This window comes from Streptomyces sp. NPDC091272 (assembly GCF_044757485.1).
GTDB lineage: Bacteria > Actinomycetota > Actinomycetes > Streptomycetales > Streptomycetaceae > Streptomyces.
This window is the reverse complement of sequence record NZ_JBIVVC010000001.1, coordinates 187,134-200,251: the sequence shown is the minus strand read 5'-3', so window position 1 is coordinate 200,251 and position 13,118 is coordinate 187,134. Positions and strand designations below refer to the sequence as shown.

The 13,118-nt window shown below is 69.6% G+C and carries 10 protein-coding genes; 7 read left to right on the top strand and 3 right to left on the bottom strand.

Translation table 11 applies throughout. The annotated features are described in order from the left end of the window. Positions 1–775 precede the first annotated feature (775 nt). The 7 genes from ACIQM4_RS00745 to ACIQM4_RS00715 all read left to right on the top strand — a co-directional run bounded on the left by ACIQM4_RS00745 (position 776) and on the right by ACIQM4_RS00715 (position 8,790). On the top strand, positions 776–2,122 hold the full coding sequence (locus ACIQM4_RS00745; RefSeq protein WP_401584058.1) for an MFS transporter: 1,347 nt from the start codon (positions 776–778) through the stop codon (positions 2,120–2,122). Between the two features lie 136 nt (positions 2,123–2,258). Next, the gene (locus tag ACIQM4_RS00740) at positions 2,259–3,257 is read left to right on the top strand and encodes an ester cyclase (protein ID WP_401584057.1); all 999 of its coding nucleotides are present in this window, start codon (positions 2,259–2,261) and stop codon (positions 3,255–3,257) included. 279 nt (positions 3,258–3,536) lie between these two features. Beyond that, positions 3,537–4,247: a DUF3159 domain-containing protein gene (locus tag ACIQM4_RS00735; protein WP_401584054.1), complete on the top strand. Its 711-nt coding sequence runs from the start codon at positions 3,537–3,539 to the stop codon at positions 4,245–4,247. Positions 4,248–4,282: 35 nt separating this feature from the next. Continuing rightward, positions 4,283–5,620, top strand: a complete 1,338-nt coding sequence (locus tag ACIQM4_RS00730; RefSeq protein WP_401584052.1) for a peptide synthetase — start codon at positions 4,283–4,285, stop codon at positions 5,618–5,620. Further along, a complete protein-coding gene (locus tag ACIQM4_RS00725) occupies positions 5,617–6,333 on the top strand; it encodes a TetR/AcrR family transcriptional regulator (RefSeq protein WP_401584049.1) in 717 nt (238 codons plus the stop codon). The genes ACIQM4_RS00730 and ACIQM4_RS00725 overlap by 4 nt, the downstream gene beginning before the upstream one ends. A 600-nt stretch (positions 6,334–6,933) precedes the next feature. Further along, positions 6,934–8,118 carry a sensor histidine kinase gene (locus tag ACIQM4_RS00720; RefSeq protein WP_401584046.1) on the top strand — a complete coding sequence of 395 codons (1,185 nt, stop codon included), beginning with the start codon at positions 6,934–6,936 and terminating at the stop codon, positions 8,116–8,118. Further along, positions 8,119–8,790 (top strand): response regulator, encoded by a 672-nt coding sequence (locus ACIQM4_RS00715; RefSeq protein ID WP_401584043.1) that lies wholly within the window; start codon positions 8,119–8,121, stop codon positions 8,788–8,790. It abuts the gene before it with no gap. A 408-nt stretch (positions 8,791–9,198) separates the two neighbouring features. On the opposite strand, the gene ACIQM4_RS00710 is transcribed toward ACIQM4_RS00715, so the two are convergent. Genes ACIQM4_RS00710 through ACIQM4_RS00700 form a run of 3 tightly spaced genes read right to left on the bottom strand, consistent with a single transcriptional unit; the run spans position 9,199 to position 13,066 of the window. After that, positions 9,199–11,388, bottom strand: coding sequence for a hypothetical protein (locus tag ACIQM4_RS00710; protein WP_401584041.1), 2,190 nt, complete (start codon positions 11,386–11,388; stop codon positions 9,199–9,201). Next, positions 11,385–12,212, bottom strand: coding sequence for a hypothetical protein (locus tag ACIQM4_RS00705; protein ID WP_401584039.1), 828 nt, complete (start codon positions 12,210–12,212; stop codon positions 11,385–11,387). The genes ACIQM4_RS00710 and ACIQM4_RS00705 overlap by 4 nt, the downstream gene beginning before the upstream one ends. A gap of 17 nt (positions 12,213–12,229) precedes the next feature. Further along, positions 12,230–13,066 (bottom strand): vWA domain-containing protein, encoded by an 837-nt coding sequence (locus ACIQM4_RS00700; protein ID WP_401584036.1) that lies wholly within the window; start codon positions 13,064–13,066, stop codon positions 12,230–12,232. Positions 13,067–13,118 lie beyond the last annotated feature (52 nt).

Genomic DNA, 13,118 nt, shown 5'->3' with positions numbered 1-13,118 from the left:
GGCCCCTTCCCGGCCCGACCAAGCAGGGGTGGGCCCTCCTCACGCACCGACCACCCGCAGGACCGGCCCCCTCCCCGGCCTGCCCACCCGCAGGAACAGGCCCTGCCCCGACCTACCCACCCCGGAGGCAGCCCCGCTCCCGGCCTACCCGCCCTGCCGGTGGGCCCCCAGGGCCCACCGCCGACGCCACCAACCCCGGCCACCACCACGCGCACCCCCAACCCCAAGGGCACGCGGCACACACCGCACACCCCCTGCCTCGACGGCCGTCACCGCCCCCAGCGCGCGGCAACACGTATCCCCGCACCTGCCGCCCTAGATCGACAGGCCGGCCGTCTCCGCTCGACAGAGCCGACCACCCCCGATCGACCGTGCCGCCACGAGCACCACCCCACCCCCACCGACCCCCGCGAGCACCGACCGCGCACCGACCGCGCACCGCCCGCAGTGGCGCCACACCCCCGTGCCGCGTAGGCGTCAAGTGCCCAGCTCCCGCGCGCACTTCCCGCCCCCGGGCCCCCACCCGCCCACGGCAGCCGCTCCCCCGGAGCCGTCGCACCACCACCCCCGGAAGCGCTCGCGGTACCACGGTCGGAACCGACCGCGGAACCACCGCCGGAACCCCTCCCACAACCGCCGCCGGATCCCCCTCGCGGGCCACCCCCGAGGCCACCGTTTCCGCCCCGGGAAACCCTTGACGCCCCCCGATCCGAATCCCTAGTGTTCACGAGCAGTTCATACGTATGCATTCCTCATTTGCGCGATCGGAGAAGCCATGTCCGCCGCAGCGCCCCCCAGTCCGGCCGTCACCTCCCCCCAGGTTGATCTGCACAAGCGGAAGGCAATACGTAAAGCCATCGGCGCCGGCAGCATCGGCAATTTCATCGAGCAGTTCGACTACGGCCTGTACGGCTACATGGCCCCGATCATGGCCCCCGCGTTCTTCCCCTCCGGCAACAGGACCGCGGCGGTGCTGGGCACGTACGCGATCATCGCCGTCGCCTGTCTGTTCCGGCCGCTCGGCGGCACCCTCGTGGGCCGTTGGGGCGACCGGGTCGGCCGCAAGAAGACACTGCTGTGGACCATCGTGGCGATGGGCGTGGCCACCGCGCTGATCGCGGTACTGCCCACGTACCAGCAGATCGGCATCGGCGCACCGGTACTGCTCCTGCTGCTCCGTGTCGCCCAAGGGGCCGTCTCCGGCGGCGAGTACGTCGGAGCCGTCGCGTTCATCGTGGAGTGGGCGGAGCCCAACCGGCGGGGCTACTACACCTCGTACGCCTCGAACAGCTGCTTCGTCGGCACCCTCGCCGGCGCCGGGGTCGCGGCCCTGACCAGTTGGGCGTTCGAGGGCGCGGCGCTGGACTCGTACGGCTGGCGGCTGCCGTTCCTGCTGGCCATCCCGCTCAGCCTGGTCGGGATCGTGCTGCGCCGGCACATCGAGGAGACCCCGGAGTTCGTCCGCGCGACCGCCGAGGGCACGGACGTCGTCAAGTCCCCGATCCGCGAGGCCCTTCGCTCGCAGTGGCGGCCGATCCTGGTCTTCTGCGGGATCTCGATCATGCTCGCGATCCTCTCGTACACCTGGGTCACGTTCTATCCGCAGTACCTGACCGACACCCTGGGGCTGCCACGCTGGATGGGGCTCGCGTCGAACGCAATCTCCATCGCCGTCCTGATCCCGTTCCTGCCGCTGGCCGGCATGCTGTCGGACCGCATCGGCCGCAAGCCCATGCTGATCACCGGCGCCGTCGCCTGCATCGTGCTGGTGCCGCTGGCGTTCTGGGTGGGTGAGCACGGCACCTTCGGCGCGGCCGTGGCCAGCCAACTCATCTACATCGTCCCGGAGTTCTTCCTCACGGGCATCGTCACCGTGTGTGTGGCCGAACTCTTCGCCACCCGCACCCGGTTCAGCGCCGGCGCCATCGCGTACAACAGCTCGTTCTCCATCTTCATGGGCATCACGCCGTTCGTCGCGACGCTGCTGGTCAGCACCTTCGACACCATCTATGCCGTCTGGGTCTACCTCGCCGTGGCCGCCGTCCTGGCCCTCGTCGTGGTGAGCACCTTCATGAAGGAGACGTACCGGAGTCAGCTGGGCGACGACAAGTTCGCCCGCTGACCCACCGGCGGCCCGACCCCACCAACCAGCCCCAGGCACCGGCCGGTTACCCTCCGGACCCAACCCCTACATACGCATTCACCGCCCTGAGAAGACCCGAGAAGACCCGAGAAGACCTGAGAAGAACGGAAGCACCATGCCGCTCGACCCCGTCGCATACCTCCCCTACCAGGACCCCGACGACTTCATCCGCGAGGTCACCGACCGCATCTGGGTCGACCGCGACATCGCCCACATCGTCGAGAACTACGAGCCCGACTCCATCGTGCACGCCAGTCTCGGTACGGTCGTCGGCCGTGACGGCGTCATCGAGGGCACCACCATCCGCATGGGCAGCACGCCCGGACACATCGGCCAGGCGGAGGACGTGGTGTGGGAGGCGCGCGGCGACGACGCCTTCCTCAGCTCCCACCTGGTCTTCTCCGCCGACGAGCACCTCGTGGACGGCCGCAACGTCCGCATCCGCAAGCGTACGGTCGCCAACTGCCTCTACCGCCGCGGCCGGATGGTGGAGGAATGGGTGGTACGTGACGACCTGGCCGACTGCCTGCAGCGCGGCCTGGACCCGGACGAGGTCGCGCGTGGGCTGACCTTCCAGGGGTACAGCGGCTCCATGCTCGACGCACCGCCGAAGGACGTGCTGGCGGAAGGGGTCAGCGGTCCGCGCCCGGACGAGTTCCGCCCCGAGTGCGAGATGGTGCTGGAGTTCATCGACCAGGTGTGGTCGCAGCGCCGGCTGAACAAGGTCCCCGAGTTCATGGACCGTGACCTCTTCCTGCACACCGTCGGCGACCGCACCGTCATACGCCCGGACCGCTACCAGAGCGACCTCCTGTCCATGGTGGGCCCCTTCCCCGACGCGCGGTTCGCCGTCCGTGACATCCAGACCAACCACTCCCCGCGGTACGCGGGCCTGCGCGTGGCCGTCCTGTGGACCATGCACGGCACCTACCGCGGCACCCCCGCCTTCGGCCCCCTGACCGGAAAGCCGGTCACGGTTCTCGGCGTCTCGCAGTTCCTGATCCAGGGGGGCCGCATCGTCAAGGAGGTCCGGGTCTACGACGAGATCTCGCTGCGCGCACAGATCAATGCGGCACGCGGGGACGGCTCCGAGATCGAGGCCAACATCTACTGACCGTACTTTTTCCTGACCCGGGTGGGCCTGCCGACGCTTTCGGCAGGCCCACCCGTGCGTGTGTCCGGGTCCCGAGCCCCCACCCCCGTCGCTTCGGGGCCCTGAAGCGAGGGGGTACGGGCGCCTTGCCGGGGCAGCCGAACGAAGCGTGGGTCGACATGTGATGCGCATCACTCCGAGGCGGGGTAGCCAGTCGTGTCACTTAATGACAAGGTTTCACTTAGTGACACAACGAGATCGCATCCTGCACCCCAGAACGAACTCGGAGAAGTGACCACCATGAAGACCACAAAGACCACGAAGACCATGAACACCAAGAGCTCCCTGGAGACGGAGCCCGCCACTCAGGTGGAGCAGACGACACCCCAGCCGCGTCCCTCGGTCCTCGACCAGGCCGGCGGCACCGAGGGAGTCATCTACTCGGCGCTGCCCGCGGTGGCCTTCGTTGTCGCCAACAGCCTGGGCGGCATGCGGATGGCGGTCATCGCCGCCCTCGGCGTAGCGTTGGCCATCGGCCTGTGGCGACTGGTGCGCAAGGAATCGGTACAGCCCGCGATCGGCGGGGTGTTCGGTGTCGCCGTCGCCGCCGGCATCGTGTGGTTCACCGGCTCGGCGAAGGACTACTTCCTGATCGGCATCTGGGCGAGCCTGGCGGGCGCCGTCCTCTTCCTCGGCTCCGTCCTGGTGCGCCGGCCGCTGGCAGGTGTGATCTGGAACGTGGCCTCCGGCAAGGGCGACGTCTGGCGCGCGGACAAGCGCTCGCGGCTCTACTACGACATCGCCACCCTGGTGCTGGCCGTCGTCTTCGGTGCGCGGTTCGCCGTGCAGCAGTACTTCTACGTGACCGATCAGGTCGGCTCGCTGGGCTTCGCCAAGATCGCCATGGGCTTCCCGCTGCTCGCCCTGGCCCTCCTGGTGGTCGCCTGGGCCGCCCGCAGCTCCAACAAGCGACTGAAGGCGATCGGTCTGCTGCCCGCCAAGCACGGCTGACCACCCCGGCCGAGGCAGACAGGAAGGAGGACACGGTGACATCGAGCCATGGCGAAACGGTCCGGCCGCTGGGCGCGTTCGAGCGCACCATCGACCTCTACATGCACCACAACCCGCTCCAGTTCTCCCTGGTGGCGGAGCTCGACCGGCACGTGACGGAAGTCGAACTGGCTGCGGCCCTGACGAAGTTGCGCACCCGCCATCCGATGCTCGGGGTGATGGTGGACCGCACCACGCCCCAGGCTGTCTACCGCAGGACCGGCGGCGCGATCCCGGTGACGACACGCGCCGACGGCACGCCCTGGCAAGCCGTCGTGACGGACGAACAGATCCGCCCGCTTCCCCCGGCTCCGGACGGTCCTTCGGTACGCGCCGTCCTGGTGCCGCGGGGCGGGCGGTGCGACCTCGTGCTCACCTTCGCCCACCAGATCACCGACGGGGTCGGCGCTCTGCGGGCGCTGCTGGACCTGGTGGCGGTGCTGGACGGTGCGGAACCGGGTCCCGGCTGCGTTCCGGAGACGCTGGAGGACCTGCTCGCCCGCGTTGCCGCGAACCCGGACGCCGGTGCCGACCCCGGCCCTGCCGGCGGTGGTCCAGGCGCTGGCCCCGGTCCTGGTCCCGGTCCCGGCCCTCGTATCGGCCCCGGCCGCGGCTCCGGTCCTGCCCCCGCCGCCGCCACCGCGGCGGCGGACGATCCGCGCATGCACACGGGCGGCGAACTCATCCCCTCCTCAGGAGAGTTGCCGCACCTGCAAGCTCTGGCGCTCGACCGTGAGCTGACCACCCGGCTCGTCGACCGGTGCCGGCGGGAGAGCACCTCGGTACATGCCGCGCTCTGCACCGCCGCCGCGGTGGCCTTCCACCGGCGCGGCCGGGAGTTCGTACGGGTGCTGACCCCGATGGACCTGCGCCGCGCCTGCGACCTGCCCGACGAGGTGGTCAACCGCTTCGCGGGTGCCAGGACCGCGAGCGAGGCGCACGAGGCGGACGACTTCTGGAAGCTGGCCCGCGCCACCCGCGCGTCGCTCGCCCGGCAGCGGCACCCGGCCGCGCTCAAGGCCGCGGGTGCGGCGCTGGCGGAACACGCCCCGGCCAGTGCCGAACAGGCCGAAGCGATGATGGGCGCGGCCACCGCCGCGGACATCCAGATCACCAACCTCGGTGTGGCACAGCCGAATCGACGGAGCGCGAGCACGCTCACCGCCCTGTGGGGCCCGGGGCAGATCACTCAACTCCGCGGGGAGCACGTTCTCGGCGTGGTCACCCTCGGCGGCCAGCTGCGGATGACGGAGCTCACCCACGATCCCGTCGCGGGACTGGTCACGGACATCGCGGCTGCGCTGGCCGAAGCCTGCGCCGGAGATCTGAGGTGACCTGCCCGGCCGCGGCCGGGCGTGGCGGGAACGGGACGAGCGAGCAGCGGCGCCGGCTGCTGCGCCTGGAGATCTCCAGGGCGGCGTCCCGCCTGTTCTGGGAGTACGGGGTGGCCGCGACCAGCGGCGACCGGATCGCCGAGGCGGTCGGCCTGTCCACTCGTACGGTCTGGCGCCACTTCCGCAACAAGGAGAGCTGCGCCGAACCGATCGTCACACAGGGCGTGGAACGGGAGATGCGCGCCCTGCGGAGCTGGCCACGCCATCTCTCCCTGGAGAGCCACCTGACCGCTGAGGCGGCCAGGTACGAGAACGCCGCCGACGCCGACGCCGTCGCCGACGCCGTCGAACAGGCGGACACCTTGCTCGCGGTCAGGATGATCCGGCTGGCGGAGCACGAGCCTTCGATCCGTACGGCCTGGCTGATGGCCGGCGACCAGGTGGCGCGCGAGCTGACCGGGATCGTCGCGAGGCGCCTGTGCCGGCCGGCCGACGACCTGGAGGTACGCCTGCACGCTGCGGCGGCGTCCGCCGCGATACGGGTCGTGCACGAGGAGTTCGGCGCCGCAGCGACACGTGGCGGCCCCGCCGGGAACCTCGAAGCCGACGTGATCCACCGCTTGGCGCGGGCCGTACGCGATGCCACGGGAGGCACGATCGGCGACGCGGTCGGCTCCCTTGCGGACGGGGTCCGCGGAGCGGGAGCCGGCTGAGGCTCCGGCTGCCGGGGGGCGAGGTCGGCACGAGGGCCCGCCGTCGCGGACACCGCTGCGAGGCCCCTGGCCGTCGAGTCGCCCCCGGCTGGCGCGACGGTCCGCCGGCGCAGTCGGCTCCCTCGCGGACGGGCGCCTGAAGCGGGCACCGGCTGAGGCGCGATAACTGCCGGGGAGGCTGGCACGAGGGTCCGCCCGTCACGGACACCGCTGCGAGGCCCCCGGCCGCCGAGTCGCCCCCGGCCGGCGCGACGGTCCGCCGTCGCAGTCGGCTCCCTCGCGGACACCGCTGCGAGCTCCCCGCCGTCGAGTCGCCCCCGGCCGGCACGAAGTCCCCGCCCTCGCGGAGCCCTCGGCCGGCTCTTCGCACGGGCCATCGCCTCGCCCAAGCCCATCGCCCCGCCACCGGCCACCGCCCCGCCCCGCCCCGCCCAAGGCCGACTCCCGACCCCGTCCGGCGCGAAGTCCCCGCCCGTCACGTTGTCCCCCATCGGCGGAACCCACCACGACCGCGGGCGGACTCGGAGTTCGACTCCGGCAGGGGTACGTCTCCGCCCGCGGTCCGACGCGCAGGGTGGGCTCACCCGCGACAATGACCCGGTGAAGACAGACCTCGCGCCACGTCTCGCGGGACGTCAGCAGGCCTGGCGGCTGGCGGCCGCCGTAGCCGCCGGCGTACCGGTGTGGCTCACCGCCGGTGTGCTGGTGCACCACGGGCAGGTGGCCGGCCCCCACCTCTGGTTCCGCGTCGGGGATCCGCTGGTTGCTCTCTGCTGTCTGACCGCGCTGTGGTGGCGCCGTCGGTTCCCGCTGGCCGTCGTCCTGACGGTCACGCTCGTCTCCGCCGTTTCGGCGCTCGCGACCGGCGCGGCGCTGCTGGGCATGGTCTCCCTCTCCGCGCGTCGCCGCCCGCTGGAGATCGGGGCCGCCGTGCTGGTCCATGTCGGCGCGTTCCAGTTCGCGTTGGCGCCCTATGCGGCTCTCGGCCTGCCGACGGTCTGGTGGGCCCAACTACTGTTCCCAGTACTGACCGGGGGAATCGCGGTGGCCGTGGGCGTGGCCGTCGGCGCGCGGCGCGCCGAGGTGCGGTCCTTGCAAGAACAGGCGCGGAGCGCGGAACGGGAACAGTCCGCCCGCACGGCCCAGGCGCGGGCGACGGAGCGCAACAGGATCGCCCGCGAGATGCACGACGTGCTCGCCCACCGGATTTCCCTGGTGGCCATGCAGGCCGCGGTGCTCGATCACCGCCCCGACCTCACCCCCGAGGACAGCGGCACGCTGATCCGCGGAATCGCGCAGAGCTCCCACCAGGCGCTGGAGGAACTCCGCGACGTCCTGGGCGTACTGAGGACGACCGCGGACCCGCCGGAGACTTCGCAGCCCTCCGTCGAGAACATCCCCGACCTTCTCGACGATGCCCGCTCGGCGGGGCTGGACGTCACGCTCACCGACTCCGTAACCGGAACACCCCCGCGATCCGTCGGCCGCACCTGCTACCGGACCGTCCAGGAAGGGCTGACCAACGCAGCGAAGCACGCCCCTGGGTCTCGCGTACACGTGGTCCTCGAAGGGAAACCCGGCCACGCACTCGCCGTCACTGTCCACAACTCTCCTGCCGCCGCGGCCCCTTCGGGAGCACCGGCGTCGGGGTTCGGCCTGCTCGGACTCGCGGAACGTGTCAGCCTGGTGGGCGGGGAGCTGATCCATCACCCAACGGCGGACGACGGGTATCTCCTTGCCGCCCAACTGCCCTGGCCAGGGTCACGCCAAGAAGAGAGCGCCTGAGTGGACACCCAGCGGGAGCCGGTGCGTGTCGGTGTGGTCGACGACGAACAGCTCGTACGGCTGGCGCTACGGCTCGTCATCGACGGTGAACCCGATCTGACCGTCGTGGGCGAGGCCGCCGACGGGGACGCCGCGATCGCCGCAGTGGACCGGCACCGGCCGGACGTCGTGCTGATGGACATCCGGATGCCCGGCCGGGACGGCCTCAGCGCGGCCCTCGAACTCCTCGCCCGGCCGGCTCCCCCGGGGGTGCTCATGCTGACCACGTTCGACTCCGACGGCCTGGTACTCGGTGCGCTGCGCGCCGGGGCTCTCGGATTCGTCCTCAAGGACACTCCGCCGCCACGCATCCTCGACGCGGTCAGGACCGTCGCGGCAGGTGAGCACGTACTGTCCCCGGCTGCCATGTCCCGGGTGGTCGCCGCGGCCACGGACTCCCCGCACGCGCACGACACCTCCCGCCGCGGCGCGCAGGCGAAACTGTCCGCGCTGACCGACCGGGAACGCGAGACCGCCCTGGCCATCGCGGACGGCCTGGACAACCGCGACATCGCCCGACGCCTGGGCATCGGTGTCGCCACGGTCAAGGCGCACACCGGCAGCCTCTACGCCAAGCTGGACGTCCACAACCGGGTACAGATCGCGCTGCTGGTACGCGACGCACAATCATGATCAGACCCGGCCTTGAACGGCGCCCCGGACGCGGCGGTCACAACAGCCTCGGCGGTACCCCGGCAGAAGAGGCACCCGCACCCGAATCCACATCCACGCTCACCCGCGCCTCCCCGGCAAACATGTGCATGTCGAGCAGAAGCATGGCCTGCGGACCGGGCCGGCCGCCGTCCCGCCCGGACGGGTACAGGGCGTCGGCTGCTCCGTATCGTGGGACGGCCTGCCCGCAGATGTCCGCATCCGACTGCTGCGACCGCACGTCCCGGGCCACCGCGCTCGGGCGAGGGCACGAGGTGCTCACGCCACGCCCCACCCGTCTCAACGCCCGCTGCCAGAGTGCCCCGCGCGCCGCCGAGCTGGTGCTTCGAGCTGCTGCGTAGAACACCGACCGGACGACGTGACGGTATGTCAGCGCAGGATGTAGAGGAACCGCACATAGGAGCCGAGCGACAGCCCGCGCTGCTGAAGTCTCGCCGTCGCAACCGCGTCGCTCAACGCTCCGTGGAGCACACTGTTCTGCTGGAGGTCCGTCGCACGCCGACCGAAGTCCTGACGGCGCTGCCTGGCCTGATCACCCGCGAGCAAGTTCTCGTGGTTGAGTCGCTCCAGACCTTCCTTCTTCCGCTTGTGCGCCTGCTCTCGCAGCGTGTCTGTTTCCGACTCCACATCCTTGCGCCGATCGCGGAGCTGAGCCCCGCGACGGGCGATGTCCCTCTCGATCAGCTGACGCTCCGACATGCTGAGGGAGTTCGGTTGCCGTGCTTCCACCGCAGCAACCACGCGCTTTCGCCAGACATCAAGAGCGATGGCCTTTGCCTCGCCGATGCCGTTGACGTCGACGACACCACCGTTGCTCAGCACAAGGACGGCACCAGTGCTGTTGTAGTGCGTGTTCTGCACAGGCCGGTAGCCCTTGAAATCCGCCGCGGTCCGGATGCCGGCCGCCGCCAGACGCGAGGCGAGTTTCGGTCCAATGCCCGGGGGTGGAGACTGAGCGATCAGCTGCCGGCCAAGCCGGTCCCGCACATACGCGGACTGCTTGTCGGCGAGTGCCCTGGCCAGGTCCCTACGGAGTTCCTCCGCGAGGCCGTCGATCTTCCTGTCGATGTCACGCTGCTTGCGGACCTTGCGCTGTTCGGCCTCTCTGAGCTCGGCATTGCAGCGAGCGGTGACTTTGTCCTGGGCTTTCGGGAAAGCGGAGACCCGCTTGGCTTCCGCCGCGTCGAACTTCGCCCGGTCCTTCTGTAGCTTCTCCGCCGCTTTGCCCGGGTCGTCGAGCTGCGCGAGTTCAGCTGTCAGCTTGTTCAGAGTGGCCCGCAGCTGCGTCCTCTCCGTGCGGCGGCTCCGGGCAAACACGGCGAGCGCCACAGCGACAGCCCCGGGCACCCCTGCTCCGATCGGTGACGCCCAGAACCCCGCGACGTACATGACGACTGTCGCGATCACCAGCAGAGGACAGAGCACGGCAGCGACAACATCCAGCAGCGTCCGGGTTTGGAATCCGGACGGAGCAGCCTCCGAGGGCCGGGGAGGGATCGGCGCGGCCTTCGCAGAGACGTGCCCGGTCATCATCCAACCCGGCAGTCCGCCCGCAGCAGGGGACGCAGGAGGGTTGCCGGCAACAGATGAAGCAGAGGTTGTCGCAGTGCTGCGTTGCTTGGGCACGACCAAGGCAAGAGGCGGCAGAGCATCCAACGGTTGGGCCGCCAAGGACATCAGCTGGTCCGCGAGTCCAGCCACCGTCCGATCAGGATGCGCCAATAACGTCTGCAGTCTCGTGGAGCCGCCAGGACTCTTGAAGTCGTCCTCGGTGAGCAGCAGGAACTCACCGCGCGGCTCGTGCAGGCGACCCCACAGGGCGGGGTCGGAAGCGATCGCTTTGAGCGAAAGGAAAATCACCCAGGCGGAGAACCGGTCGAGTTCTGCCCCGAAATCGTCGTTCCCACGCATAGGTGACTGGTAATTGCGGTGTCCCCTTTCGGTGCCGCTCATGCCGGCCAGCTCAGGGACATACATGCCGTCGTAGTCGACCAGGCGCAGCGTGTCGTCATCTGCGACGAGCAGATTGCCGTGTTGCAGGTCACCGTGCGCAATCTCGAGAGCATCAAGATCGCGGGTCAGCGCCTCGAACCGGTCGGCCAGACGATCAACAGCGGACGGGTGCGCATGGTTGTCGTCGAGCCACGAGGACAACGTGACGGCTTCAGCCCACTCCATCTTCAGTACCGGATAGCGATGCGGCCCCACGCTGATGGCGTCAGTAAGGTACTCGAATCCGAGATTCCAACGCTGCGACAGTTCAGCCGGGTCCAGCCGAGCAAGCCGCGCGCTGATGGCCTGGTAACGGCGTTCCTGGTCCGGGACATTCCGGGTGAAGCACTTGATGGCGTAACGCTTGCCCGAGTCGACCGAGGTCAGCGAGAAGACGCTCGCGAAGGCGCCCGAGATGGCGCGGGGCAGACCGAGCTTGGTGAGCTCCGGCCGCGCGCCGACAAGTTCGGGATGTTGGAAGCACAACTGCGTATGCTGCAGTGCCTCTGCGTACTGGGCACCACTCGGAAACGGCCGCTGCGGGCCGGTGGCCGGGCCCACGTTCATCGCCCCTCGAAATCGATCCGTACAAGCGCCACGTCGTCATTACGCAATTGCCCACAACCCCGCATTCGGTTCAACCAGTTGTTGAACTGCTCCAGGTCCTCGGGGCCCGCGAACTCCAGCAACTGCTCAACCGCGTCTTCCTGGTCCTGCACGGACATGAGCCACGCAGCCAGTGCGTCGGTCATCAGGAACAACCGGTCTCCGGGCCCGCACCGACCTTCGACGAAGCGCGAACGGCGGGACAACAACGCTACATCGTGGTTACGGCTGCCGAAGAGGTCGGGAGTGGTACCGAACTCCTCGACGGACTCCACCGGAAATGCCTGAACCAACCGGTTGTCGCGCACATGGAACAGACAGCTGTCCCCGAGTGCGGCAGCCCGCCATCGCCAGCCCGGTTCAGTCGACGTGAGCGGGAGTTCGGCGTCCTGGTCGACGCGCACGGTGAGCAGGGTGGAATAGGCCCCTTCTGCGATCTTGGTGTGCTCGTACCACTTCAACGGGCGACCCTGCTCGTGGCGCGCCAGCGTGTACTGCTCCAGCCAGGGCTCCCACTGCGACACGGCAGCCGACGCGAACTCCTCGAAGGCGGTGCCGCCTGCCAGCAGGTCCGGCGATGCCATGGAATGTTCGGCCGCGGCTCGGGAGAGCAGCCTGGCCCAGTCCTTGGCCAGTGCGCTCTCCGTCGCCCCGTCGCAGACGCCCGCGGTGAGCGGCTCCCGGAGCATGAAGTCGTGCGGGCGTATCGGCAGCACGGTGACGGCGTCTTCGCATTCCGCCTCCGTGCTGCCGTGTTTGGGAGCCACGAGGTGCGTGATGTACACGCATGAGGTGGGAGTCGTCACCGCAGTTCAGTGGCCCGGGTGCCGATATCGAGGAACTGCACGACTGTCGTGATGTCCGCGTTGTAGACGAAGCCACGGGTGCTCTCGCTGACTCGCTGGCCTTGCGAGGCAGCGTACGAACGCATGTGGCTGGGCAACGGGCTCGACATCGCGAACAGCGTCCGTGCGTAGTTGTCGGGGAGGCCGTCGGTCGAACCAGGGAAGGCAGTGGGGGTTCCCCCTGCGGCCGATACGTGCAGGTTGAACAGCAGCGCCGCTCCGTCGGCGGTGCCGTGCGACGTGATGGCCTCAGCAGCCGAGGTGGGGTCGCCGTCGGTGGACTCGCCGTCCGTCAGGTTGATGACAATGGGCGGGAAGCTGGCGGGGTAGCGCTCGGTCCATCCCGCGACGAGGTTCTCGGCGTACTGAAGGGCACGGTTCATCGGGGTTCCACCGTGCGCCAACGGGTCCATCCACAGCGGAAAGCTCACGGCGGTCTCGACCAGGCCGCCGGCGCCGTCGGACACCTTCTTGCTTCGCTCGTCGACCCGGGCCGGATTGTCCGCGACCTCGCTGAGAGGGACAATGTCCCGACCGGCCAAGCCCCCGGCGAACGCGGATCCGACGCTCGCGCCGTACCCGATGACCGCTACGTGGAAGTAGTCGCGCACGCCCTCCTCCTTGGCGCACTTGACGGACAGTTCGGTGAGGAGCCGGTTGATGGCGTCGGCGACGACATCGGCCTTCTGCTGCGGCACCTCACCGCCGATGGGGTCGCTCATGGAGGTCGACTGATCGACGAGGAAGATGATGCTCGTGGGGTTGCTGCGGCTGATCTCTGCCGTGTACGGCACGTTGGGCTCCCGGCGGACTGCGATGAACGATGGTCGGAGAGACTCGCACGGC

What these genes read in the sequence shown, in the direction of transcription:
- ACIQM4_RS00745 (WP_401584058.1), top strand. Translation starts at nt 776, where the DNA reads ATGTCCGCCGCAGCGCCCCCCAGTCCGGCCGTCACCTCCCCCCAGGTT.
- ACIQM4_RS00740 (WP_401584057.1), top strand. Translation starts at nt 2,259, where the DNA reads ATGCCGCTCGACCCCGTCGCATACCTCCCCTACCAGGACCCCGACGAC.
- ACIQM4_RS00735 (WP_401584054.1), top strand. Translation starts at nt 3,537, where the DNA reads ATGAAGACCACAAAGACCACGAAGACCATGAACACCAAGAGCTCCCTG.
- ACIQM4_RS00710 (WP_401584041.1), bottom strand. Translation starts at nt 11,388, where the DNA reads ATGAACGTGGGCCCGGCCACCGGCCCGCAGCGGCCGTTTCCGAGTGGT.